Origin of the sequence: Afipia birgiae 34632 (genome assembly GCF_000308295.2) — a bacterium.
In the GTDB taxonomy this organism is placed as follows: domain Bacteria; phylum Pseudomonadota; class Alphaproteobacteria; order Rhizobiales; family Xanthobacteraceae; genus Afipia; species Afipia birgiae.
In genome coordinates this window covers 739,476-764,634 of the sequence record NZ_HG326654.1, presented here as the reverse complement: position 1 = coordinate 764,634, position 25,159 = coordinate 739,476, and the positions used below count along the sequence as shown (strand labels likewise).

General features: G+C 60.2%; 22 protein-coding genes, 1 tRNA gene and 2 pseudogenes. 14 read left to right on the top strand and 11 right to left on the bottom strand.

What is annotated here, in order from left to right; all coding sequences use genetic code 11:
• On the top strand, positions 1–1,173 hold a 1,173-nt coding region (locus tag BN32_RS22300), incomplete at its 5' end, for a hypothetical protein (protein WP_051488562.1).
• Positions 1,174–1,177: 4 nt separating this feature from the next.
• Entirely contained in the window at positions 1,178–1,810 is a 633-nt protein-coding gene (locus BN32_RS22295; RefSeq protein WP_019195796.1) for a formyltransferase family protein, read from the top strand.
• A 186-nt stretch (positions 1,811–1,996) separates the two neighbouring features.
• On the opposite strand, the gene BN32_RS22290 is transcribed toward BN32_RS22295, so the two are convergent.
• Entirely contained in the window at positions 1,997–2,215 is a 219-nt protein-coding gene (locus tag BN32_RS22290) for a hypothetical protein (protein WP_019195797.1), read from the bottom strand.
• Positions 2,216–2,581: 366 nt separating this feature from the next.
• Between BN32_RS22290 and BN32_RS22285 the strand changes: the two genes are divergently transcribed.
• The 6 genes from BN32_RS22285 to BN32_RS22260 all read left to right on the top strand — a co-directional run bounded on the left by BN32_RS22285 (position 2,582) and on the right by BN32_RS22260 (position 7,177).
• On the top strand, positions 2,582–2,881 hold the full coding sequence (locus BN32_RS22285; RefSeq protein ID WP_040427464.1) for a hypothetical protein: 300 nt from the start codon (positions 2,582–2,584) through the stop codon (positions 2,879–2,881).
• Positions 2,882–2,987: 106 nt separating this feature from the next.
• Positions 2,988–3,416 (top strand): hypothetical protein, encoded by a 429-nt coding sequence (locus tag BN32_RS22280; protein WP_244438245.1) that lies wholly within the window; start codon positions 2,988–2,990, stop codon positions 3,414–3,416.
• Positions 3,417–3,802: 386 nt separating this feature from the next.
• Positions 3,803–4,777 (top strand): Bug family tripartite tricarboxylate transporter substrate binding protein, encoded by a 975-nt coding sequence (locus tag BN32_RS22275; protein ID WP_019195800.1) that lies wholly within the window; start codon positions 3,803–3,805, stop codon positions 4,775–4,777.
• A 447-nt stretch (positions 4,778–5,224) separates the two neighbouring features.
• Positions 5,225–5,527 (top strand): addiction module antidote protein, encoded by a 303-nt coding sequence (locus tag BN32_RS22270; RefSeq protein ID WP_019195801.1) that lies wholly within the window; start codon positions 5,225–5,227, stop codon positions 5,525–5,527.
• A gap of 55 nt (positions 5,528–5,582) precedes the next feature.
• On the top strand, positions 5,583–6,365 hold the full coding sequence (locus BN32_RS22265; protein WP_019195802.1) for a DUF3800 domain-containing protein: 783 nt from the start codon (positions 5,583–5,585) through the stop codon (positions 6,363–6,365).
• 497 nt (positions 6,366–6,862) lie between these two features.
• On the top strand, positions 6,863–7,177 hold the full coding sequence (locus BN32_RS22260) for a hypothetical protein (protein WP_152343685.1): 315 nt from the start codon (positions 6,863–6,865) through the stop codon (positions 7,175–7,177).
• A gap of 34 nt (positions 7,178–7,211) precedes the next feature.
• Here the strand turns inward: BN32_RS22260 and BN32_RS22255 are convergent, their stop codons facing one another.
• The 3 genes from BN32_RS22255 to BN32_RS22240 all read right to left on the bottom strand — a co-directional run bounded on the left by BN32_RS22255 (position 7,212) and on the right by BN32_RS22240 (position 10,651).
• The gene (locus tag BN32_RS22255) at positions 7,212–8,189 is read right to left on the bottom strand and encodes a Bug family tripartite tricarboxylate transporter substrate binding protein (RefSeq protein ID WP_040427231.1); all 978 of its coding nucleotides are present in this window, start codon (positions 8,187–8,189) and stop codon (positions 7,212–7,214) included.
• Between the two features lie 323 nt (positions 8,190–8,512).
• Positions 8,513–9,412 (bottom strand): RNA polymerase sigma factor RpoH, encoded by a 900-nt coding sequence (rpoH, locus tag BN32_RS22245; RefSeq protein WP_040427462.1) that lies wholly within the window; start codon positions 9,410–9,412, stop codon positions 8,513–8,515.
• Positions 9,413–9,628: 216 nt separating this feature from the next.
• Entirely contained in the window at positions 9,629–10,651 is a 1,023-nt protein-coding gene (locus tag BN32_RS22240) for an RluA family pseudouridine synthase (RefSeq protein WP_019195806.1), read from the bottom strand.
• On the opposite strand from BN32_RS22240, the gene BN32_RS22235 reads away from it, so the two are divergent.
• Together BN32_RS22235 and BN32_RS22230 are read left to right on the top strand one after the other, a co-directional pair.
• Entirely contained in the window at positions 10,650–10,982 is a 333-nt protein-coding gene (locus tag BN32_RS22235) for a hypothetical protein (RefSeq protein WP_019195807.1), read from the top strand. The genes BN32_RS22240 and BN32_RS22235 overlap by 2 nt on opposite strands.
• 145 nt (positions 10,983–11,127) lie before the next feature.
• Positions 11,128–11,202: transfer RNA gene (locus BN32_RS22230), tRNA-Glu, on the top strand.
• Between the two features lie 561 nt (positions 11,203–11,763).
• Here the strand turns inward: BN32_RS22230 and BN32_RS27920 are convergent.
• The 6 genes and pseudogenes from BN32_RS27920 to BN32_RS22190 form a co-directional block, all read right to left on the bottom strand.
• A pseudogene (locus BN32_RS27920) lies at positions 11,764–12,840 on the bottom strand (recombinase family protein); the annotation flags it as partial.
• A 164-nt stretch (positions 12,841–13,004) separates the two neighbouring features.
• The gene (locus tag BN32_RS22210) at positions 13,005–13,514 is read right to left on the bottom strand and encodes a hypothetical protein (protein WP_244438244.1); all 510 of its coding nucleotides are present in this window, start codon (positions 13,512–13,514) and stop codon (positions 13,005–13,007) included.
• Positions 13,515–13,675: 161 nt separating this feature from the next.
• The gene (locus tag BN32_RS22205) at positions 13,676–13,882 is read right to left on the bottom strand and encodes a hypothetical protein (protein ID WP_244438243.1); all 207 of its coding nucleotides are present in this window, start codon (positions 13,880–13,882) and stop codon (positions 13,676–13,678) included.
• 82 nt (positions 13,883–13,964) lie between these two features.
• Entirely contained in the window at positions 13,965–16,568 is a 2,604-nt protein-coding gene (gene mobF / locus BN32_RS22200) for a MobF family relaxase (protein ID WP_040427460.1), read from the bottom strand.
• Between the two features lie 166 nt (positions 16,569–16,734).
• A complete protein-coding gene (locus BN32_RS22195) occupies positions 16,735–17,310 on the bottom strand; it encodes a hypothetical protein (protein ID WP_156947012.1) in 576 nt (191 codons plus the stop codon).
• Between the two features lie 72 nt (positions 17,311–17,382).
• A complete protein-coding gene (locus tag BN32_RS22190) occupies positions 17,383–19,104 on the bottom strand; it encodes a hypothetical protein (protein WP_152343812.1) in 1,722 nt (573 codons plus the stop codon).
• 411 nt (positions 19,105–19,515) lie between these two features.
• On the opposite strand from BN32_RS22190, the gene BN32_RS22180 reads away from it, so the two are divergent.
• The 4 genes and pseudogenes from BN32_RS22180 (at position 19,516) to BN32_RS28285 (ending at position 24,149) form a co-directional block, all read left to right on the top strand.
• Positions 19,516–20,733, top strand: a complete 1,218-nt coding sequence (locus BN32_RS22180) for a hypothetical protein (protein ID WP_019195814.1) — start codon at positions 19,516–19,518, stop codon at positions 20,731–20,733.
• Between the two features lie 61 nt (positions 20,734–20,794).
• Positions 20,795–21,094, top strand: coding sequence for a hypothetical protein (locus tag BN32_RS22175; protein WP_019195815.1), 300 nt, complete (start codon positions 20,795–20,797; stop codon positions 21,092–21,094).
• A 54-nt stretch (positions 21,095–21,148) separates the two neighbouring features.
• Entirely contained in the window at positions 21,149–21,613 is a 465-nt protein-coding gene (locus tag BN32_RS22170) for an IS110 family transposase (protein WP_019195816.1), read from the top strand.
• A 512-nt stretch (positions 21,614–22,125) separates the two neighbouring features.
• A pseudogene (locus BN32_RS28285) lies at positions 22,126–24,149 on the top strand (ParB/RepB/Spo0J family partition protein).
• A gap of 115 nt (positions 24,150–24,264) precedes the next feature.
• Here BN32_RS28285 and BN32_RS22160 read toward each other — a convergent pair.
• Positions 24,265–24,774 carry a hypothetical protein gene (locus tag BN32_RS22160; protein WP_152343817.1) on the bottom strand — a complete coding sequence of 170 codons (510 nt, stop codon included), beginning with the start codon at positions 24,772–24,774 and terminating at the stop codon, positions 24,265–24,267.
• Positions 24,775–25,159: the final 385 nt, after the last annotated feature.

Genomic DNA, 25,159 nt, shown 5'->3' with positions numbered 1-25,159 from the left:
CGGCCCGAGACGAATGGAACGCCTGAGCAGCGTTCGCCCCGCAACCTGCGCGGTGATGAGCCGCCGCCGCTGACCCGCGGTCAGCCGCCGGTCCAGCAGGGCCTGCCGTCGTCGATGCGTGACGTCCGCGCGCGCGATCAGCGCAGCGACGACACCCGCATGCTCGACGAATTCACGGAAGGTGCACGCGCGCCACGCCGCGGTCCGCAGGGCTCCGGCATGCGCGATGTCGTCGCGGATGCCAACGACCTCGGCAGCGCCACCCGTTCGGCGCGCCGCAGCCAGGCGCAGGATTTCCCCGATCAGCGCGGCCCGGCGCCCTACAGCTACGATGAATCCGCCGAAGAGGCCGGACGCTATCAGCCGAATGACCGGCCGCGCGCGCGCATTCAATCGCGTGACGAGCCCGAGACGGCCAAGCGCGGATTTCCGCTAAAGACAGCCATCGCGGTCTGTGTTGGCATCATCGCCATCGGCGGCGCGATCTGGGGCGGGCCGAAAGCCTATTCGCTGATCAAGTCGCTGACCACAAAGCCTGCACAGCAACAGACCGACACCGCGCCGAAGGATGCGTCGGGAACGCGGCCGAAGATCACCGATCGGGTCGGCCAGCCCGGCTCGCAACAGATTGCGCCGGTGGCGCAGCGCGTGGTGCTCTACGATGAGGACCCCTCGGCGCCGCAGGGCAAGCAGTATGTCGGCTCGGTGATCTGGCGCACGGAATCCGTCAAGGTGCCCGCCGGCCAGCCGCCGGATATCGGCGTGCGTGCCGACATCGATATTCCGGAACGCAAGATCAAGATGTCGCTCTCGATCCGCCGCAACACCGACGCGTCGCTGCCGGCGAGCCATACCGCCGAGCTGACCTTCGTGCTGCCGCCGGACTTCGGTACCACCATCGCCAACGTGCCGGGCGTGTTGATGAAGTCCAACGAGCAGGCGCGCGGTACTCCGCTGGCCGGGCTCGCGGTGAAGGTGACCGACGGCTTCTTCCTGGTGGGGCTGTCGAATGTCGAAGCCGACAAGGCGCGCAACCTGCAGCTTCTGAAGGAGCGGTCGTGGTTCGATATTCCGCTGGTCTACGCCAACCAGCGCCGTTCGATCATCGCCATCGAGAAGGGCGCGCCGGGCGAGCGCGCGTTCAACGAAGCATTCACGGCCTGGGGGCAGTGATCCTATGAAAATAACTCTTGCCGGCTCGCGCCACTTTGGCGTGGAGACGCTGAACATGATGCGCGGTCATGGCATCGAGGTGATCCGCGTTGTGGTCGCCGACGGTGAGGACCGCCTTGCCGCGGCGGGGCGCGCCGCCGGCATCGAGGTCGTGGTGCAAGCGAAGCCGAAGCTGATCGTGGCCTCGGAAATCGCGCCCGGCACCGATCTCATCGTCACAGCGCACAGCCATGCGCTGGTCAGCGAAGGCGCGCTGAAAGCATCCAGGCATGGCGGCATCGGCTATCACCCCTCGTTGCTGCCGCGCCATCGCGGCATCGCCGCGGTGGAGTGGACCATCAAGGAAGGCGACGCGATCGCCGGCGGCACGATCTATCATCTGTCGGAGCGGCTTGATGCCGGTGCGATCGCCGCGCAGGACTGGGTGTTTGTGAAGAAGAACGAGACCGCGCGCGAACTGTGGGAGCGGGCGCTGGCGCCGCTCGGGCTCAGGCTGCTGGCGCAGGTGATCGATCAGGCCAAGACCAGCGGCAATCTGCCGTCGATGCCGCAGGACGAGCAGTTCGCGACCAATGCGCCGCGGCTCGACAAGGAAACGCCGCACGCCGCGCGGAAAAGCGCGGCGTCGGGGTCGTAGGTTTGTCCGGCGAGTCTGCGTTTATCGGCTGCTAAGCCGTCAGCTTGTCCTGCCGTCATTGCCGGGCTTGACCCGGCAATCCATTTTCTTCGCAAAATTTTTCTCTAGGGCTGGAGTGATGGATCACCGGGGCAGGCCGGGTGATGACAACGGCATGTGTTGCAAGAACCGTGGTCATACCAATCATCACGCCGCGCGGGTCTCGCCGACGCGCACGGCGCTCAAGACAAGATCGTTTGCGTCGGTGACGCCGTCGGCGGCGCGGCGTACGATCGTTTGCGCCATCTTCGCTTTGGTCGCGGGTGTGCGGTTCTCCTGCGCGATCTGTTCGACGGCGATGTCGAGAATTTTTCTCAGCGTAGCGACATAATCCGGATCGAATGTTTCCGGTGGGCGATTGACCATGCGCTTCTCCTCTTCGGGTATTTCAAGGTGTAATTGTAGACTGGTTTTGAAGCTGCGATTGCACCTGCGGCGAGCGAGCGGACCATGCTGCTGCAATGGGGCAGATGTGAGTCAGCATCGCGAATTGCAATGCGCATACAGTGATGTGAATTTGGAAAAGCTCCAGTCACATTTTCTTCAAACATGTAACGATACCGCAGCGCACTTTGACGATTCGAAGCGGGAATCGCACCACATCTTGTGCCGCTGAATAGACAATCCGCGCGCGGCGATGCATGCTTCACACGAACGTCAAAATCGTAAACGCGGACGTGATGCAGCCGGACCGCAGACACAATTCGACCGGACACAATTCAAGGAAACATGATGGCCGACACTCCCGCAGTACTTTCCGATCCGAACTTCGTGCCGATCGAAGGCGTCATGGACGCGCCGATTGTTTTCTTCGAGGTGTGCCCGACGTTCGGCAACAATGGCGGCCTGCTCAACCTGATGCTGGCGACCGGCCTGATCGACTCCGCGCCGCATGGCAAGGTCGCAAGCCGGGTGAAGGCGGTGGCCCATCTGCGCATGACAACCGCGGCCGCGATCAATCTGCGCGACACGCTCAACAGCGCGCTTGCGATGGGCATTCCGGTTCAGAAGCCGGAGGGCCGGGCCAACTGAATCCACGCAGCGATCGCGCATGCGCCTGCTGGTGTTTTGCGAAAGCGACTTGCAAAGGTGATCCATGATGTTCCGCACAACGATGCTCCGGACAATGAGCCAGACGATGATCTTGCAGAAAATGAACCTTCAACCACTGGCGTCCCGGACCGCACGGCGCGGGCTCACGTTGCTGGCGGCTCTTGCTGTTGCCTTGCTGGCGTGGCCGCTGGCGGCGCAGCATGTGACGCCGAGCAAGCCGTTCCTGGAGAAGAACGCGTTCTATCTGCGCTCGGCCGGGTTCCGCATTCAGTTCGCCAATGACGCCGCGGATCAGCGCGCGCTGAAAGCACTGCCGCCGCACCGCTTCGTGGTTCACAAGGCCGGCGGCACGCCGCGGTATGTCTATGCCGATCCCGGCGTGTGCAACTGCATTTTCAGCGGCACGCTCGACAACTACAAATCCTATCTGGACATCCTGCGCCAGCCGCTTCCGGGCGTCGACGACGTGTCGCCGGATTACAAGACGCAGGCGCGCGCGCTGCTGCTGGATTAGCCGATCGACTTCGGCATGACCAACAACGACGACAGCATGTCGGATTATTTCCGGGACTATCTGTAATCTGGTGGTCCCATTCCAGCATTCGCATACCGTTTCACCGGGCATTCTTGCGAATGTTGGAATGGCAGGACCACTAGCAAATATATGTTTCTGGTGGAGTTCTGGATTTGAGGTTCGCGTTGTGAACCCGCTGCAAACGGGTCGCGAATGTCAAATCCACTCCACTGGTACACCTCTTGTGCGCTGCCATAAGCGCGCCGCGCGCCTGGCGCACCTTGTTCGTTGCCGTTTTTGTTTGTTACGCTTGTGTGTTGTTCATCAACACATGCTGACCGCGCGCCAAGTCGCGGCAGCCGGGGAAAAACAAGAGGTAACAGGAAATGGCTTCACGACGCGCCGCGATCGGTCTGATCGCGATGGGCTTTGCTGCATTCCTCTCAACAGGTAGCGCTTTAGCGCAGGATTATCCGACGCGTCCGGTGCGCTGGGTGGTCGGCTATCCGCCGGGCGGCGCGACCGACATTCTCGCGCGCCTGGTCGGTCAGCGGCTGTCGGAACGGCTGGGTCAGCAGTTCATCATCGAGAACAAGCCGGGCGCGGGCAACAACGTCGGCACTGAAGCTGTGGTGAATGCCGATCCCGATGGCTACACGGTGCTGCTGGTCAATCCCGCCAACGGCATCAACGCCTCGCTCTATGCGAAGTTGAGCTTCAACTTCATCCGCGACATCGCGCCGGTGGCGGGTCTCGCGCGGGTGCCGAACGTAATGATTGTGCCGAATGATTTTCCGGCGAAGACGGTGGCGGAATTCGTCGCCTATGCGAAGGCCAATCCCGGCAAGGTCAACATGGCCTCAAGCGGCAACGGCACCTCGATTCATCTCTCGGGTGAATTGTTCAAGGCGATGACCGGCGTCGAGATGCAGCACGTTCCGTATCGCGGCTCCGCGCCCGCTATCACCGATCTGCTGTCAGGACGCGTGCAGGTGATGTTCGACAACATGCCCTCGGCGATTTCGCACATCCGGGCGGGAACGCTGCGGGCGCTGGCGGTGACGACGGAGTCCCGTTCGCCCGAACTGCCGAACATTCCCACCGTCGGCGATACCGTGAAGGGTTATGAAGCCAGCGCGTGGTTCGGCATGGGCGCGCCCGCGAAAACGCCGAAGGAGATCATCGCCAAGCTCAACAAGGAGATCAACGCGATCCTGGCCGAGCCCGAGATGAAAAAGAAGATCGCGGACATGGGCGGCGTGACGCTCACCGGTCCACCGGAGGATTTCGGCAAGATCATCGTGTCCGAAACCGACAAGTGGGAGAAGGTGGTCAAGTTCGCGGGCGCAAGGGTGGAGTAGGGGCGGGTTGAGCGAGTCTGCTCCCTCTCCCCGCTCGCGGGGAGAGGGTCGGGGTGAGGGGCGCGTTCGCAATATGCACGATGAAGCAGCCCCTCGCCCGGATTGCCATAGCGCGTCGCAGACGCGCGTAAACGCGCTTATGGCAATCCGACCTCTCCCCGTAAGAACGGGGCGAGGTGAAGACCTCGTCGTCATTGCGAGCGTAGCGAAGCAATCCATCTTGCAACGAGCAAGAACTGGATTGCTTCGTCGCAAGCGCTCCTCGCAATGACCGACCCCCACCCCGGCGCTTTGCGCCGACCCTCCCCACAAGGGGCGAGAAGAAACGCGAGTCGCGCGTGGCGCCGCATCTCCTATCCCTCCCCTCGATGGGGAGGGTGGCTGGCCGCAGGCCAGTCGGGTGGGGTGATCCTTGAAATCCACCGCCTGTAGCGTGTAAGCTACAGCATGAAGAAAGCCAAACCATTCGATCCCGCCGAGTATCTCGACAGTCCCGAGGTGATCGCGGCATATCTCACTGAAGCATTCGAGACGGAAGATGTCGCCTATATCTCAAAGGCGATTGGTGCGGTCGCGCGGTCGCAGGGGATGACGGCAGTCGCGGAGAAGACGGGTCTCTCTCGCGAGAATCTCTATCGCGCGCTTGGCGGCGATGCGAAGCCCGAGTTCGGCACGGTCATGAAGGTGCTTCATGCGCTCGGATTGAATCTGGTGGCGAAGCCGCAGAAGAAAAAGACGAAGGCGGCGTGAGTTCAGAATCTATAACAGAGGTTCCAACTGTCAGAAGAAACTGGAAGTGCATTGCATGGCTATGACTGCCTATTTTGATGAGAGTGGCACGCACGGAGAAGCGTCACCAGCAGTGATTATGGGCGGCTTCATCGCAACAATCGCTCAATGGGAGACATACCAAGTCGAGATTTCTACTCTGCTGCAAGCGAGCGGTGTTAAAGTCTTTCATGCTGTAGATTTTCGCAGGCGGAAGAATGATTTTAAGAACTGGACACGGGCGCAGAGTGGTCAGTTTAATTCCAAGTTCTTGAAGCTTGCTGATGACCACATGTCTTTTGGACTAGGTAGTATTCTCGCATCCAATACATACAAATCAATTTATCGCGGCGGAAGCGGACGACCGCGCCGTGTTCTTGACAGTCAATATGGTCTTTGCTTCCGCGTGAGTATGTGGCGGGCAATGATATTCATGAAGGAAAGAGAAGATGACTGGCCGTTGAATGTTGTTTTAGAAACGGGACATCGGAACGCCGGTGACGCTATTAGAATTTATGCTGATATTGTCGATAGCTTAATTGCCCGGTACAGGCCGATGCTCGGTGCGATCTCATTTGAATCGAAGGATGCCTGCCTGCCTTTGGCAATGGCGGACTCGTTATCGTACGCAATTTTCAGAAAGGAAGCGGGCTTCTCGACCCACTCCAATCCAGATGTTGCTTCAACCGGTCTTTCAATTCCTCCGTATGTTGTCTCGAAGGTGCCGGTGCGTCGATTAATTATCGATGAGGAAACTCTGGTCGCTCTGCGAAACGAAGTCGAAAGTGGAAAACTTGCTCGCATATCGTTGCCTGATTGACTTGAGTTTTTTTAGGAAAATATTCCTTGACATTCTCCCCACACTAACGCATCCTCTCCCCATCCCGCCTCACTTGAGGGGCGTGTCCTAGGACGCTTCGATGCGCGGGGCGGGATGCGGCGCCTGCGCGCGCGGGAGAGACGTTCTCCCTCGCGTCCGGGAGGCCTCGGGTCATCGTCCGGGCCAACTACGTGGCTCTGCTCGCAATGAGCTGGACGAGGACAGGATGAAGGCGGGCGAAAGCCTGCCGGATCGGGGCGCGTGTCGCGCTCGTCCTGTCCCGGAAGCACGATCCCGGGGACACAAATCGCCGCGGCGGAGCGCCGAAAGGCGATGCGCGTCGCGGATCATCCGCTGCGCGCCACTCCACCCGTGCGCCTTTCGGCGTTCCGCCCCCTCAGTGGGGGCCAGTTTCGGTGAGGCCGCCCACGCGTTCGCGCGGGGACCGCAGCCGCATGCCCAAATCCTTCACCCAGATTTTTGGCGGAGATGTTTGCATGATCACGATGTTCGATCCCGATGACCCGCGCCGCGCGCGCCCGATGGCCGAGATCAAAGCCGAACAGGCCCAGCGCGACTACGACTTCTGTGTCAACATCATGCAGCGCGAGATGTCGGATTATGTGCGCGGCTATCGCACCTGCCGGATCAGTGCCTGCCGTCGTGCGCGGCGCTGCGCAAGCCTGTCGCGCGCTTGCATCGCAACCATGCCGCGAATTCCATTATCCTCATTCGAACAGTCCTGCGCGATCGAGGAGGTGCATCAGGAAATCCTGCGGCGGCGGCGCGAGCGCCGCACCACCTCGTCGTGAGCGCGTGCGAAACGCCCGCACGTCCTTCGCCGGGTCACTTGATCCCGGCGGCCTTGATGAGCTCGGCGCTCGCGATGGTTTCGCGCGCGACCATTGCGTCCATTTCGGCGGGTTTCATCGGCCACGGCTCGACACCGAGTTTTTTCAGGTCGCGCTGCATGTCGGGCGTCGCCAGCACTTTCGTGCCGGTGGCGTAAAGCTTGTCGACGATGTCCTTCGGCGTTTTCGACGGCACGAACACGCCGAACCAGATCGCGGTGTCCGCGCCCTTAAGGCCAACATCGGTCGGGGACGGAACGTCGGGCAGGTCCGCGACACGCTGCGGCGTCGACACCACCAGCGCCCAGACCTGGCCGCTGTTGATCAGCGGCAGCGCGGTGGCGAGCGGGCAGAAATAGAAATCGATGCGGCCGCCGATGATGTCGGTGATGACTTCCGCGCCGCCGCGATACGGAATGTGAGTCGCTTCGATTCCGGCGGCAAGACGGAATTTCTCGGCGCTGATGTGGGTTGCGCTGCCGATTCCGACCGAGCCGAATGTAATGGACGCGTCCTTCGCTTTAGCGGCTGTCTGGAATTCCTGCACGGTTTTCCATGGCTTCGATGGCGATGTGATCATGACGTTCGCGCTGGAGCCGATCATCAATGCCGACGACAGGTCTTTGGTCGCGTCGTAGGTGAGTTCGGTGAAGATTGCCGGCGCGATGGTGATCGCCGAGGAGTGGGCGAGGATGGTGTAGCCATCCGGTTCGGCGCGGGCCACGGTGGCTGTGCCGATGGTGCCTCCGGCTCCGGCGCGGTTCTCGACCACGATCGGCTGCCCCAGTTCCGCCGACAGCCGCTCCAGGAACATGCGCGGGACGACGTCCGTGGCGCTGCCGGCGCCGAACGGAATGGTGGCCTTGATCAGCTTCGATGGCCATGTCTGTGCGCTGGCGGATACGGAGACGAGCAGGCACGTGAAAATCGTCAGCCGCCGAAGGTGCGCCTGCATCAGCCGTCTCGGTTTCATGATCGCTCCTTGTCCTGGTTCCTGCAGCATCTTGCTGACAGCACCTGCTTTGCAAGAACTATTCCGGGGATGGAGTGTTTGGCGGACGTGAGACGGGCGGGGAGTGGCGGCGCCTTTTCTTTCCCTCTCCCCTTGTGGGAGAGGGTGGTTTCGAGCTCAGCGAGAAACCGGGTGAGGGGTCTCTTCGCAGTCGTGGCAACATACCCCCTCACCCCACTTCGCGGCTTTGCCGCTCAGCACCCTCTCCCACAAGGGGAGAGGGGAAAAAGCAACAAAAAAGCCGGCCCGAAGGCCGGCTTTCGTATCCAGTTCGAAGCGCAGGCTTAGTAAGCCGCTTCCAGCGCCGCCTGTTCCTGGCGCGCGACGGTGGTTTTCACCGCCGCCTGCACCTTCTCGAACGCGCGGACCTCGATCTGCCGCACGCGCTCGCGCGACACGCCGAATTCGGCGGCAAGGTCTTCCAGCGTCATCGGCTCTTCAGCCAGACGCCGCGCCTCGAAGATCCGGCGTTCGCGGTCGTTGAGCACGCCCATCGCGCCGGTCAGGGCGCTGCGGCGATGATCGAACTCCTCGCTCTCCGCCATGATGGCTTCCTGGTTGGGCGAGGTATCGACCAGCCAGTCCTGCCATTCGCCGGGTTCGCCGTCGTCACGGATCGGTGCGTTGAGCGACGCGTCGCCGCCGAGGCGGCGGTTCATGTCGATCACGTCCTGCTCGGTGACGCCGAGAGAGGTTGCGATCTGCTTCACCTGTTCGGGACGAAGATCGCCCTCTTCAAGCGCGGAGATCTTGCTCTTCGCCTTGCGCAGGTTGAAGAACAGCTTCTTCTGGTTCGCGGTGGTGCCCATTTTCACGAGCGACCACGAACGCAGGATGTATTCCTGGATCGACGCCTTGATCCACCACATCGCATAGGTGGCCAGACGGAAGCCCTTTTCGGGCTCGAAACGTTTCACCGCCTGCATCAGGCCGACGTTGCCTTCCGAGACGACCTCGGAAATCGGCAGGCCGTAGCCGCGATAGCCCATGGCAATCTTGGCCACGAGCCGCAGATGGCTGGTGACGAGCTGATGCGCCGCATCGCGGTCGTCATGTTCCCGCCAACGCTTGGCCAGCATGTATTCCTGCTGCGGCTCAAGCATCGGGAACTTGCGGATTTCAGTCAGGTAGTGAGCAAGACCGGATTCTCCGTTGAGAACCGGAAGAGTAGCTGCACGGGCCATGTCGCGCCCTCCAAGTTCACGCCCCCGATAGCGGCGGGCGAGGCAGGCCATCCGCTGTGTCAAAGCCGGAAGCTCTGCAATGTTCCGCGCCGGGACGATCCCAGCGCAGGTGCAACATACTCCAAAACCCGAGGGGGAGGGAAGAACAAAACGGGGTCACGAACCCGTGACACGGGTTAAATGTCTGTAACCATGCGGCTTTTTAGCGCATCCCTTTTAGTCTATTCTACGAAGGGCTGCCTCAAGCAGAACCAAATCCTCCGGCAGCGGCGATTCCCAGTGCAAAATCTCTCCGGACACCGGGTGTTCGATTACCAGCAAATATGCATGGAGGGCCTGTCTGCCAAGGGCGGTCAAAGCCGCCTGGCTTTGCGGCCCGAGCTGGCGGGCCTTGGTCTTGAAGCCGGAGCCGTAGACCTCGTCGCCGAGCAGGGGGTGGCCGAAATGGGCGAGGTGGACGCGGATCTGGTGGGTGCGGCCGGTCTCGAGCTGGCAGGCAAGCAGGGAAGCAACCGGCTTGCTATCGCGGCCGTTGAAGGCCTCGATCATCTCCCAGTGGGTGACCGCGTCGCGGCCCCCCTGGCGCACCGCCATCTTGTCCCGCGAATAGGGGTGGCGGTCGATCGGCTGGTCGATGGTGCCGCGTTGCCGGCCGGGCGATCCCCAGGCGAACGCCATATAGCCGCGCCGCATCTCGCCGGTGCGGCCATGGTCGGCGAACTGCGCCGACAGCGACTGGTGGGCGCGGTCGTTCTTGGCCACCACCATCAGGCCGGTGGTATCCTTGTCGAGGCGGTGGACGATGCCCGGCCGTTTCACACCGCCAATGCCGGAAAGGCTTGCGCCGCAATGGGCAATGAGAGCATTGACCAGCGTTCCGGTCTCGTGCCCTGCGGCAGGATGCACCACGAGGTTCTTCGGCTTGTTGATGACGATGATGTCGTCGTCCTCGAACACGATATCGAGTGGGATATTCTCGCCTTCGGGATCGGCGGGGGCGGCGGGCGGTACGTCGATTGTGATCGTATCCCCCGCATTGACATGATAAGCGGGGTCGCGAACCGGGGAGCCGCCGATAGTCACCTGGCCTGCGAGGATCAGCGCCTTGAGGCGCGAGCGCGACAGGTCGGGACTGCGCACGGCGAGCACGCGGTCCAGCCGTCGCGATCCTTCGTCGCCTTCGACCGTGACCTCGTGACGGCTGTTTTCGTTTTCGGAAGAACTGGAAGAGTTTTGCATGTCTGAAACTGTTGCGCCCGAACCGACCCCCGAGCAAGCCGCGCTGATTGCGCGGGTGCGCCGGATGATGGTGATCGCCGGCCTGACCACGGCGGTCGGGGTGGGGGTCCTGCTGGTTGTCATCGGCTACCGCCTTTTCCGCACCGATGGAAGCGTTCAGGTGACGGATGTGACCGCGACCTTGCCGAAGGGCGCGCGGATTGTCTCGACCGCCACCGCTGGCGACCGGCTGGCGGTGACCGTCGATATCGGCGGCGTGACTGAAATCCGCACCTATGACGCGAAGACGTTGAAGCCCGTGGGGCGGCTGAAATTCGCTCTCGAGCCGTAAGCGTTATACGCACCGGGCGTTAACCGTCGTTCCATTCGCTGGCATGCCGGCACAACGATGAGCATGGAGCGGGCGCATATATCAGTTTCGCCGGCTCTCAAGCCTTGCAGGTGCGGCCTTTCGAGGTTATCCCTTCGCTGCGCTTGCTCCCTTCGTCTAGCGGTTAGGACGCGGCCCTCTCAAGGCTGAAACAGGGGTTCGATTCCCCTAGGGAGCGCCACTCAGTACTCATCTGCGAACCCGGAACGGCCCCGTTCCGGCTGGCCAAGACCGCCCTTTCGAGCACGTCTTTGCTGCCTTTGATCCGGATTTGGGCATCGTCGACCTCGACCACGTCGATGAGGGACTGCAGATAGGCCTTGCGGAATGGAATCGATCCGGAGGTGATGTTCTCACGCATGCTGCGACCGAACTGTTCCAGCAGCGCGGGGTCGATCTGGATGGCTTGTGCTGAATGCGATTTGGCACGTTCAAGCGCGGCCTTGGCGCGATCCCGATCGGCCTTCAAGGTGTTGAGACGATCCTTCAGGACGTCGTCCATTTCGGTCATGCCGTCCTCGACCAGTCGATAGAGCCGCTTGAGCTTGTCGTCGGCGTCGGTGACTTCCCGGTGCAAAGCGGTTACGCGAGCATTGACGGCGTCGGCCTTTTCCGAACGCCGCGATGCCAGCGAGGACAAGATCATGGCCAGACGCTCCGGCTGAAACAGCCGTTCGGTCATGTGGGTGGTGACGAGATTGTCGAGCTTATCCATCGGTATCGACCGGCCTTTGCAGACCGTCTTGCCCTTTCGGGCGCAGGTGGAGCACGTATAATATCGATGCATGGCACCGGTCTTCGAGGTGCCAGTCCGCAGGGTCATTCCGCCATTGCAGGTTCCGCATCTGGCGAGTCCGGTGAGCAGGATCGGTCCCGTCGTCACGCGTGGCGCGGCGACCTTCGGACTGCGGGCATGAAGCTGGCGCTGGACCTGCTCAAACAGGTGAGGCTCGATGATCGCGGGGACCGCTGACGTGACGACCTCTTCCTCAGGCTTCCATTTTCCGGTGCGGGATGACATCCGGTTGAATTTCCACTCACCTTTGTAGGTCGTGTTGGTAAGAATCTTGTAGATGGTGCCGACGCCAAAGGTTTTGCCCTTGCGCGTGCGATGGCCGCGGCTGTTGAGCCATTTCACGACCTCTTTGACGCCGAGCGCCCCGGACGTGCCGTCGCCATAAATATACAGCTTGAAAATGAGCTGGACGGTTTCGGCATCGACGGGGTCGATGGCTAATGTCTTCTTGATCTTGGTGCCGCGTTTTTCGACCTCGACGAGGACATAGCCAAGAGGGACGGGCGAACCGTTCCAGAAGCCCTGCTGGGCGTTAAGCTTCATGTTGCGCAAAACGTGTTTTGCGTTCTCTTTGGACTGATATTCATCGAATAGCGCAATGACCTTGCGCATCATCGCTTGCGCCGGATCATCATCGTCGCCGAGTGGCTGGGTAATCGAAACCAGCTTGACGCCCTGTTTGGCCAGTTTGCGCAGATAAAATTCCTGGCCGAACGCGTCGCGAAAGAACCGGCTATAGCTATGCACGGCGATAACATCGAACGCGTTGTCACCGTCGCAGGCGCGTTCGATCATTTGTTGGAAAACCGGCCGTTTGTCGTCAGTCCCTGTCGCTCCTCCTTCGACAAACTCCGCCACGGTCTGATGGCCGTTGGTGTCGCACCACGCCAAAATTTGCGCCCGTTGGTCCGGAATCGACAGGTCGTGCTGCCGCTGTCGATCCGTTGAGACGCGCAAATAAAGCGCAACGCGAGTTCTATTGGTCCCAACGGAGGCTGTTGCGTTACGTTTACGATTGCTCATGAATTCTGTCACTTTCACGGTGTTCGGCGGAGTTTCGCAGCTCTATAGGCCGCCGCAAAGTCCTATTTTCCGGGCATAACTGGCCGATTCTTGTCGGTTCGAGGATTGGTTCAAGCACTGCTTTCAGGATTTGCGGCGCATGAACTTCCTGGTTGGAGTAGGCGCTATGGTCCTGCGCGACGAGTTCTGCGAACACGAAGCAGGAGCCGCGCCAGCCAGGCGCAGGGGCTGCGCTCAGTGGCGGCGTTGCGCCCGAAAAATACAAACTCCGGATTGGCGGCTGCCACCTCCATGGCCTCTCGCACGCGGCCGGTCGCGATCGCCCTCTCGACCAGCGTGGCCAGATCCGGATCGTTGATGATAAGCTTTGCAGCGTTCAACGAGTTTGTCGTTGCCTGTCGCTGCCGGATAAGGCCGACTATTTCGCGAATCTCGGGTCGCGCGGCGGCGCCGACGATCAGGGGGCGCAAGTCCTCGTTAGCCAGCAGCAATTCGATAGCCTGGTGCGACACCTCGTCTTTGATCGCGATTGCAGCGCCCCGCATAGTCGCACGCGAACGGTCGTTATTGGGAACGTCGAGGTTGATTTGACGTGTGCCGTTGTCGTGCTGCTTTTTTCGCTGTTTTTCCTTCCGCAGTGCTTCTTTTGACCGTTTCGTTCGGACGAAGGCCACAACGCGATCCATGCCGCCGGCCAGCAGTTCATCGTCCGTCAGCGGGCCAACGACGTAATTCTGCTCCTGGGCAGCGTCGGCATTGCCATCAGCCGTGCCGGTGGAGGCGTTGTTGTCAGGTTTGTCGCTGGTCGGGTCAGGAGGGCACATGGCGTGACTAGTCACGGTCTAGGGCGGGAGGCCCGGATGGACATCCCTGGATTCGAGGCGAGAGTGGGCGTCACGGCCCTGTCGGAGGCGACGTCCATAAGCAGCCGGTCGATCAGGTTGCCGAGGTAAGTTTCGATGACATCCAGCTCCGGGCCAGTGACGGGAATCATCTCGGGCAGATCGTCGACCAGGATCGGTTCATCGGTCGTGACGGCCACCGTCTGGCCGCACTCGGGCTGAGATAGGTCGGGTGCTTGAGGCTTGTCCCGCAACCGCCGCGGGCGCGCGGTGTTTCTTGCCCTAGCCACGGTCATAGCTCCGTGACTGCTCGCGTTCCGGCGCGCGCGATCGCGCGGCGAATTCCAGCGTGGGGTCGAGCGTGCAACTCTTGACCTGGACGCGGGACAGCCGGGCCGCGAGCCACGCCATGCGCGTTTCCTGATCGATGACCGCCCCGCGCCGTTCCGACAACGGCAGCTCCAGTTTGATGTGGGCGTCACATCCCTGGGTGCTCAGGAAATGCTGCGTCTGGATTCGCGCACGGCTGGCGGCGACGTAGATGTCGTGCCGGTTCATTGAAGGATCGAGCAGGACGAACGCGTGGTCCGTGGTCAGGCCCTGGCAGCCGTAGATCGTGGTAGCGTAGGCATGGCCGAGCTGAGCGCGGCCATGCTCATCGGCAAGATCGGACGGCCTGAAGTTCGTGAGCCGATCTCCGATGACGACGCTGATAGTCGGGTCTTCACCGTCTGCGCCATCGATATGGGTGATGGTTGCTGTCGTGCCGTTGACGACGCCGAGCGCATCCTGACGCATCAGGAACCTGATGCGGTCCCCCATGGCCAAATTCAGGGTCTGGCCGTGCCCGGATGGCGTCACCGCGGAGATGGCGATCTCATCGCCCAGGATCTGGTGAGGCGCCTTGAGCTGGGCTCGCACTTCCTCGTTGAGAGCACGAACCTGGGCATTGGTCTTGGCGATCAGGAGGGTGGACGGGTTTGAGACGACCTGCTGCGTGGCTGCCCAGGCGTCGACCAGTTGCCGGATCGCCAGCTTCTCGCTCGCTGCGATGGTCAGTAATCCGCGTTCGCTATAGGCCTGCAGGCCCTCTGTCGCATTGCCCCGGGCGAAATCCGTAACCGCCCGGCGCGCCCATGCTTCATGCTGGCGCACGATGTTGTCGACCCGGGCCTGATCCGTAACGCTGGCGACGATGGCCAGCCCCGGCCCGGCGCCGACCGCCTGCAGCTGCTGTCGATCGCCGACGAGGACCACCTTCGCGCCGGCTCGCTCGACTTCCGCGAGCGAGTCATACATCTGTCGCGAGGAGAGAAGCCCGGCTTCATCGACGACCAGAACGGTGTTGCGGTCCAGGAACTGGCCACCCGCACGCGCGGACGCAATCCATGCGTCGGTTGCCTTTGCTTGGATACCGAGGTCGTCCTTGAGCTGGTTCGCGATTTTCCAAGCCGTCGCGGTGCCGATGACCCGCATGCCGGCGGCGCGATAGGCGGCAACCACGGGTGCCAGCATCGTGGTCTTGCCGGAGCCGGCGGCGCCTTCGACGATCGCAACTGCTGCAGTGGTTGTCGCAGAACGTGCGGCCCGCGCTTGCCCCTCGTTAAGGCCGTGGGCGCGGCACAATTCGGCCACGCGCTCCTCGTCGGGCGCGGAACGCCGTTGATTAAGCAGACGCACGGTGAGCGCGAGGAGATTCCGCTCGATTGCGATTTGTGTCGCCGTCGAATAGATCGGCTGCGAAAGCTTATCTCGACCGAGCTCAACCAGTACGCCCATCTCGACGAGGCGTTCCGCCTCGAAATCGACACGCTTGGCGTTGGCGCCGGTGCCGACGAGCGCCGTTGCCACGGCCGCATAAAGCTGTCGCGCCTCAAAGACACTTTCGTGTGCGGTCAGCTGGTCAGGCAACGCCGCCATGCGCTCGGCGATGATTTTGTCGTGTTCTGCCGGGTCGTGATCGCGATAGGTTTGCAGGTCAGCGACGAAGCGCTCTACGTCTACGAACCGCGACGCCTCGTTCGCCCAGACCGCGAACCGGTCGTTCGGTCCCTGCTCTTGTTTCGAGGTGCGCGTACCCTTCGCGATCGCCGCGGCGAGCACTGGCGCCTCTGACGTGGTCAGGCCTTCCGCAGCGATGGCCGATTCGACCTCGTGCCGCCGTGCCGAGAAGTACTCCCGCAGGTCCCGAGGAACGCCGGCGATTTCGAAGATGCCGTTTTTGCCGACGTCAGCGACGGCAAAACCGAGCTTCTGCAATTCGGTAGCGAGTGCGAGATGGTAGGTAGCGCCGGCCGCCATCTTGTGGGCGAACAGATGCCTGGCGTCCAACGCGCCGATCGTGCCGTCGGCGCGAACGGCGCAGTTCAAAATTACATTATGTGTATGCAGATTCGGATCGGCGAAGATTTTGCCGCTGTCGTGGGCAACAGGCCTGGCTTCACCATGCTGGAACGACGCCACCGTGAGCGAAGCGCGTTCCAAATGCAGGCCATTTTTCCCGCGTCTGCAAAACGCCGCATGACGATCGAGAAAGGCGATCGTTGCTTCGCAAGCCCGCTGCTGTGCAACCTCGATCGCTCGACGAGTCTCATCGTCAGCGAGGGCGAAGATAGCCGACACGGATTTCGGAGCGGACAGCGTCAGGTCGATACCAGCAACGCGCTTGGCGACGTCACCAGCATTCGTCAGCAGCAGCTGACCATCTTCGTCAACGCCAGCGTGGAGGCGCTCGAACACGGCATTTTCGATCTCGGCGCCGTGAGTGACACCGAGATCGTTGGTTGCCGAGATCCAACGGCCCGCAGGCTCGTGCCCGCCGAGATAATATTCCGACTGCTTTGAATAATACTGCGCTGTTGTGCCAGCTGCGATTGTCGCAACCATGACCGCCTCCATCGAAGGAGGCTCTCATTTGTCACAAGTCAGCCTGCAAATAGTGTAGCGCAAATACGAACTGCAGCTTGGGACGGTGGTGACGGCCTCGTGATCCGGGCACATAAAAAGGGCTCCGCGAGGAGCCCTAATTCATTCTTGACCGAGGTCGATTGGATCAGATCTTCATGCGCGGCCTGCGCCCAAAATAGGCCATGACCGATTTACCTCGCAGGTGCCAAAGTAGCGCCCGGTTACGATGATGCAATTCGATCATCAACGGACGCTTTGTCCACAGCACGTAATGGATCCCTACCCAGAGCGCCGTCCGAAGCGGCCACGTACAATAGACGGGCGGCATCGCCTTGAAGGCGGCATTCAGATGGGGAGCGGTCAGGTCGGTCAACGTCACTGCCTGTCCTGCCTTCAACCGCGCTGCCATCCTTGGGCCAATAGCCATCGTGCGCTGCACGTTTGAAGAGGCCGGAAAATAGACCCAGCCGGTAAGAGGGCACAGATCCATGTCCCTGCCAGCCAGTCGTTCTGCGTTTACAATATTCGCAAATAGAGGTTCCGACACCCAGACGAACGCAGCAGCGCTATCCAGATCGAGGAGCCCGTGGAATTCGTCGGCAGCCGCTGCGATGTACCTGCCTGTTCGATGCTCTTGAGCGACGACGCTCAGGCCGTAGCCCTGGAACTCCCTGATGATCTCCATGGCGAACAGCGCATGGATTCGAAGTGATAGTGGCATGATCTGCTCCTTAGTTGACGCTGCAACCAAGGAGCACAAGTGAACTCTGAAATAGTGTAGCGTAAATATCGGTCAGTGGCCCCGATATCGCTCGGAGAAATCATCGGGCTCGAACGGGTTGCATTTGCCGGCCCAAGCCTCTTGATAGTCCCCGGGCAGAATTAACCATCCGGCTTCTACGATAATCGGCGGTGGAGGCAGCGGCGTGTCGCCGATTTGAATATGGATCGAGGGTGACGTTTGCACCGTGACGATCGAGGCGGGTTTCTTCGGCGCCCGCAATTGCCTTGGTACGCTTGCGAACACCGATCTGGTCTTGCCGTCGTTCAGCACGGCATTTGCGCCATCCATCAGTTGGCCAAGCCCCTTCTCCGTCATGAAGGACGTGATCATACGCGTAGCCGCAATCCATTCCTCTCGTCGATCAAGCGGAAGTTCGCGGGGGAGGCTATGAGGGTTGCAAAAGGCCGCTATATGACTGGCGTGAGCGTATTCCATTTGCAAATAGCGCTTGCGGAATAATTCTCCCAACCATACTGCACCAGCGAAGAGCGGAGAACTCAGAAGTCGTCTGTCACCATCATAGATCCCGTCGTAAATGTAGGGAAACAAAACCCGCGGATCCACGCCAGCCGCGAATGCGATGAGTGCAGCCCGCTGAAGGTCAAACAGTTCTTCCAGATCGATATCTCGTTGTTCTCTTCCATCAGATTTTACACCCCGGACTCCCTTGAGCCATTCGAGCGTAAACTGACGCGCTAGTCGTTCGCGCTCATCCTGCCGCTTTTCATTCATCAATTTGTCGCGAACGGTCGAGCGCTTGCCATCTAAATCTGATGATGCGGCTAACGCAATTCGTAGAACTACAAGAATGCTGGCGGACCATTCGACCAACGCGTCAGAGTCAAATTGCGCGTCGAAAAGCCGATTGTGTTTCTTAAAATCAGACATCTCCAGCCCGATGAGCGTCAGCAATTTCTGTGGTGGAACGGCGAAGAGATCGTTGAAGTATTGCGAACGTCCCTCGCTACGTGCGCTGTCAAATTGAAAAGCTGACGAGCCCAGAAGCAATTTCGATATTCCGATTTCTGAAGCCTTAATGTCACTGACACATTCGAACGCCCGACCCAAAACCACACGCGTGAAGTTCGTTATAGCCGATCCCTTCTTACCGAAAAATTTGGAGTTTTTGTTGTCTTTTTCGACTCGCATCGCATGCCGTGCGAACAGATCGCAGAACACGACCCACGAGTACAAGGCGTCCCGCAACTTTCTAGAGATCGAAGATTGGCCGTCTGTTCCTGGACCCGGATTGCATGAGAAAGCCGAGCGCCTCCATATCGGCTGGCCATCCTGAAATGCCCTCATTTGCCGCGCTGGAATTTGGAGTCCTGAGGCGGAAAGATCCCGCGGGTCGATCTCAATGACCTTCAGCTGGGCTTGCCCGCGATCGGCGATCTGTGCTGCTATCCATTCGTGTAAATTGCTTGCGTATTCGAATCCGGAGTTGATGTAGAGGTGATCGCTGTCGTTGATCCAGAAGGGATCGTCGATCTCTTCAATGTAGGCATCGACCGGGGTCCGTCCGAGATCAAGCATCCTTCCCTGGATCAGAGCGACTCGTCGAACAATTTGGGGATCGGTTTCGTCGAAAAAGAAACAAACCCGAAAGTCCTCGACCAGTTCGCCGGCTTCGTCATAGCACTGCATGATGCTCTCTTTATAAAGAACGGATTTGAGAATTGAGGGGAAGCCGCGACTGCGACCAATCGGGCGGGTAACGTCGAGCCACACGTAACATTCAGGTGTAAATGGGCGACTTGCGAGTTAGATCAGATTTTAAGAATCGACTGAATCGCGTGAGCGTATTGCACGGAGGGAGGACCTGCCGCGCCTCCCTCCCGCGAGCGCTTGATCTGCGCGAGCAGCGCTGCACGTTGCGCAGGCTCGCGTAACAGAAGTCGCATCACCGTGTTTTCGATCTATCCCAATGCCGCGCAACCCGGACCGGAGATGCTCGCGTTCTTTGCAAAATCTAACGCTCATGTCCAGGAACGGTCGTTGCTGCTTACAGCACGTATTCGTATGCACATTCTGGCTTCGGCGAAGTTCGGCATCGATCGGTCGAATTTGATCGGTTGGATTCATTCAACAAGAAGCAGCGCCGTGTACATAGGCCTCAATTAATTTGAGGAAAGCATCAAAATGGCAACTTGGTTGGATCGTTTCGCGTTGGATGCTGGTCACGAGGTGGCAGTCGATCTCGTGGCCAAAGGTCAGGGTCACTTACCGCATGCGAAGAATCCACTGCTTGCCATGATGGCGACGGCAAATCGAGCGGCTGTTATCCGCGCACAGTCTCGTAGCGGCGTCGATATCAATACAGAGTTCGATGCAACGATTGCGCGCTGGTTCCTTGATCAAAGTGGGCATTGCGATCGCCACGTCGCGGCATTCCAATTCGACCGAGAGACCATAGAGGGTCTTGTTAAGCTGCAGGTCACGAGAGAAATGGCCGAGAAGGCAGAGATGTTCAATGCTCAGTACCTTGCCGTCTATTTAGACTTTGCTGACCAAGCGTTGATGGCCGCCGGCAAATTCGAAGTGTCTGCCATCGCGCTTTTGACCCAAAGGAGTCCCGATGGACAGTACCTTGCGGCACCGCGCGCATTCGCCGTGGTGTCGCCGCCTGGTGAATTTAGCCGCCGAATTCTGACATGGATGTGGGGTTCTCCCAATGAGGTCATCGCCACCGATGCTCTGCCGCCATTAGGAGGTCCGCCGAATCAGGAACCAGTAAGCGCGGATCTATTGCAAGCAGCCGGCATGACAGCCTCAAAACTCGCGCAAGAACTTCAGCGAGTTGCATGCGTGACCTGCTGGCATGCGGCCTGCGAACATGACCGCGGCTTTACTAATCATCTTCGAAAACTCGATATCAGGGAAGCTGAAGGGCTCGAAGGCGCTGAGACGTTCCTTCCTTCGGGATCGACGTTCTTCAACGTGGCGCGACTGCCTCCTGTTTCCGGACCGACCGCCACGGCCAAGCCCGACGACGCCCACACGGTGCGGAGCTATCCTGCAATTCTGATCGACCCATATCACCGTATCGTCAAATTGGTCGGAGTGACGGACGCACTGGAATCGCTGCAGAACGTGATTGGCGGTTGCATTCAAATAGCTGCCGAATTTGCGCATGGAGATATCCTGTACGTAGACGAAGAAGGCTTGTTCAAACACCGGCTCTCCTTTGAGATCGACGGCCAGCGCTTTCCGGGCCGTGGATTGATCGTCGGCTCACAGGGAGTTGAATACGATGTAGCGGCCGTAAATTGCTGTGTCGAGGACGTCATTCGGCGCATCAAATTCAGCGAACCAGATCCAACATTGGGCACCAATCGTGTCATTGTCGTTCCGGCGTGATGTTGCAAGGATCGCAATTCGGTGTATCGGTTCTCCAACTGTTAGCACCGTACCGTGTCGGATGGATTCCCAGAAGCTGGCCCTGCAGCATCGCTTCGGCGACCTGACGGCGGTCTGGGTTCCTGATCCGGTGCATGAGGCGATCCGCGATCTCGTCCGCGCCCGTATGGATGCCGTCATGCAGCTGATGCGGGCTCGTCAGCAGTGTCTCGCCTTCTTGCTCCGTCGTGGCCGGAGCTACGGCCCAGGTAAGAAGAACTGGACTCTGCGTCACCGGCGCTGGCTTGCGACCCAAGCATTCGAGCAAACCACCCACCAGATTGTATTCCAGGATTATGTTGAAGCGGTATGGTCCGACTAGGGTCGGCGCGATCAGCTCGAGGCGCGGATATCGTCGATGTTGTAGGACTGGTCGATGGCGCAGTTGGTTGAGGCACTGCGAACCGTCCGCGGTATTGACTTGATCTCATCGGTAATTTTCGTGGCGGCCGTGGGCGATCTCGGCCGCTTCGAGTCTCCTCGCCAACTCATGGCCTATCTCGGCCTGGTACCGTCTGAGCAATCGAGCGGCAGCCGCATCCGGCGTGGCGGAATCACCCGAGCTGGCAACGGCGAGGCTCGCCGCATGCTGGTAGAAGCCGCCTGGAGCTATCGCTATCAGCCGCGCGTCTCGTCGGGCAAGACCGACGTTGTGGAGCGCCAGCCGAAGCCGGTAAGGGACATTGCATGGAAGGCGCAGGTTCGTCTCTGCGGCCGCTATCGCAAGCTCGCAGCCGCCGGCAAGAAGCCCACCGTGGTCGTCACCGCGATCGCCCGCGAACTCAGTGGCTTCGTCTGGGCCATCGGTCAGACTGTGAGGCCGCCGATGCCTATGGTGTAAATCCGCCGACCTGTTCGGCCGGGGGCGGAGCGCAAGGTCAGGCAATCCTCGAGAGCCCAGTGGGCCGGTTCAATCCGATGCCCGTGCTAAGTCAGAGGTAGGCCGCGACGAAAAGCGTTCATGCGGTATCCAACCCGCGAATGGAAGATTGATCGACCGTCGCCATCGGCGCTTCGCCCCCGACCCAACAGGAAAGAAGAGTTCTCTGCCGCCGTGCCTTCGGCACGGCGAGAGTCCTTGCACATCTTTTTACTTGCAAAAGGACATGGAAGGGCTCCGCCCTCGCGCCGGCAAGGGTGAAGTCCCGGCAGAGCCGGGACCGGCCGGGGCGGTCTCCCCGACCTTCCGCGCGGACCACAAGATCGGAAAGCTCACAACCGAACAAGCTTGTGCAGGCCGGGCGATCCCCCTCCGCCCCGGCCGCCCTTGCCCTTGCTACCCCGGTCTCGCCGACGGGCAGGGGCGCAGGCGCGAGGTGCGCTCTGCGCCCATGAAGCTGAAAGGAGATCAATATGTCGGCCAAGCAAGCAGAAACCGTTGCTAAGAACGGGATGGAAATCTTCGTCCCGCTCAGCAAGCTCAAAAAGTCGCCGAAGAACGCCCGCAAGATGCCGCATGGCGAAGCCGCCATCGAGGCGTTGGCGGGGAGCATCGCGGCGAAGGGAATGCTGCAAAATCTTGTGGTCGAACCCGAGGTCGATGCCGAAGGCGTCGAAACCGGCTGTTATCTCGTCACCGTCGGCGAGGGGCGGCGTCTGGCGCAGTTGTTGCGCGCCAAACGCAAGCAGATCAAGAAATCGGAGCCGATCCGCTGCGTTCTCGACACCGCGAACGACCCGCGAGAAATCAGCCTCGACGAAAATGTCACTCGCACCGACATGCATCCGGCAGACCAGTTCGAGGTGTTCACATATCTCGCCGAAGAAAAGGGATATGGTGCGGAAGAAATCGCGGCGCGCTTCGGTGTGACCGCCCATGTCGTGCGCCAGCGATTGCGGCTTGGTTCGGTCTCGCCAAACCTGATGCAAATCTATCGCGATGGCGGTCTGACGTTGGAGCAATTGATGGCGTTTGCGATCACCGAAGATCGTGAGCGGCAGGAGGCTGCCTTCGAACGCCTCAGCCACAACCGCGAGCCGTACGCGATCCGTCGGTTGCTGACGGAGGCCAACATTTCGGCGCGGGATCGCCGAGCGCGCTTTGTCGGGTTGGAGGCCTATGAAGCGGCAGGCGGCACGATCTTGCGAGATTTATTCTCCGAAGATCAGGACGGATATCTGGAGGATGTCGTCCTTCTGGACCGGCTCACCAAGGAAAAGAAAAGCTGGAGGGCATCGCCGTTGCTGTCGCGGAGACGGAGGGCTGGAAATGGGCGGAAGCCTTTCTTGACTATCCTCATTCGCACGGGCTGCGGCGGGCCTATCCGGACACGGTCGAACTATCGCCGGAAGATACGGCGGCATATGAAGTGGCGCAGGCGGAATTCGCTACGCTTTCGGAACAACATGAGAGCGCGGAAGAACTCTCTGACGACGTGGATGAGCGGTTTGGTGAACTCGAAGCCGAGATAGAGCGGCTAGAGGCCCAACGCTTGGTCTACACGCCGGAAGTGATCGCTCGATCCGGCGTGTTCGTGATCTTGAACCATGACGGATCGCTCAGGATCGAGCGAGGATTTATTCGTCGCGAGGACGAATTGCTGAATGATAATGGCACCGATGAGGATGACGGCATGGCCGGGGAGGGTGACACCATCCATGGCAGCGAGGACGGTTGTCCTCATTCCGCCGACAAGGAGGACGAGGCGACGACAGGCAAGCTGTTGTCCGATACTCTCATCCGCGACCTGACGGCGCATCGGACGCTCGGTCTGCGGCTCGCCCTTGGCGAGCAGCCGGACATAGCCCTTATCGCTGTCATCCATGCGATGGTAGCTCAGACGTTCTTCCGGCAAGACGTGTCATGCCTCGATATCCGTCCCAACAGTGCCGGGCTCGCGGCGCATGCAGAGGGAATCGAGGACACGGAAGCGGCCAAGGCGCTGGCGGATCGTCATCACCGATTGGCGGCGCAATTGCCGAAGTTCCCATCCGATCTCTGGGATTTCGTCGTGGCGCTCGACCACGACAGCCGGATGGCGCTGTTTGCACACTGTGCTGCGCTCACGGTATTCGCGGTGAAAGTGCCTTGGGAAAAGAAGCCCCGCGCGTGGGCGACGGCGGACATCATTGCAACCGCAGTCGGTCTCGACATGACCAAGCATTGGTCACCAGCCGCTCGGAGCTACTTTGCGCGGGTGACCAAGGACGGCATCATATCAGCCGTTCGCGAGGCGGCTGGCGTCGAGGCCGCCGAGCGTATCGCCAGCATGAAGAAGGATGCGATGGCGGAAGCCGCCGAGCACCTTCTTGCCGGGACGGGTTGGCTTCCGACAGTGATGCGCACGTCGATAGCCGGGAGCATGCTGGACATTGAAATCAGCCAAAATGGTGAGTCGTTGGCCGACGAAGGCGCTTACAACCTCGCAGCCGAATAGCTGGAAATCGCAAAAAATCGACCGCGCGCTTGTCGCGCGCGGTCGACGCGTTTGCCCTGTGAAGAACAGTGGTTATGGTAGCAGCCCATTCTCCGGCTTTCGACGCCGCTTTGCGTCATTGCCGCATAGACGCAAAGACCTCTCTTGCCCGCTTCAATTGTTGTCGTCGAATTCGATCATGCGCGAACCCGGTATTGGGTCGGATTTCAAAATCAAGATCGTCGATCGATCGCTTCGACATATTGAACGTTGCATTCAGCGTGTCGTAGCCGAGGTCGTCGACATGCGTCTTGTACCTAAAGCCCATATGAACGGCGGCGGCGATCAGCATGCCATTTGCCACAGATCGCGGTCCGAGTTTGCCGCCCTCGGGGTAGGTGCAGGCATAATTCTCCGCGATGTGTTTCAGCCGATAGCTTCCGCTGCCTGACGTGACGGTCTTGGTCGGTTGGACGCGAGATAGCAGTGCCAGAGCCAACAGAAATTCTTCGGCCGCATGCAATCCCTGACATTCCTGCCGCCGTTCAACGAATTTCGCGTAACTTTGCTGAGGGGTCTCCCAGGTCTTGTCTTGATTGCGTTGAGGTCGCCCCAAACCGATACCGTGGATCGAAAGTCGCGGCATTTTGTCGAGGACGCCATTGATCGCGACTTGGGCGGCTGCGCGATAGAGATGGGCGGGATCGACCTCGAAGCCATGTTCGGCGAGATAGCCGCCGCGCGCAAGGCCGCATAGGTCCTAAACCCAAGCCCGCGTCCCAAGGCTTCGACACGGTGCGAGGATTTTACGTCCGGCAAAACCTTGGTGAGACCGCCCTTGAGGGCGTCAAGGTGAGATCGTGTGACGGGTATCCGAAGCACAAACATGTGCATCCTCCTGAATGGGGCATTGCCGTTCGCCGATTACGCAGCAGCCCGCAGGATGAGATGCAGGGGTGTGAGGGAATGTCTTAAGGACGTTTGACCCGGCGACAGGTCGAAGGTGTCTGAAGCCTTTGCAAAATCTACGG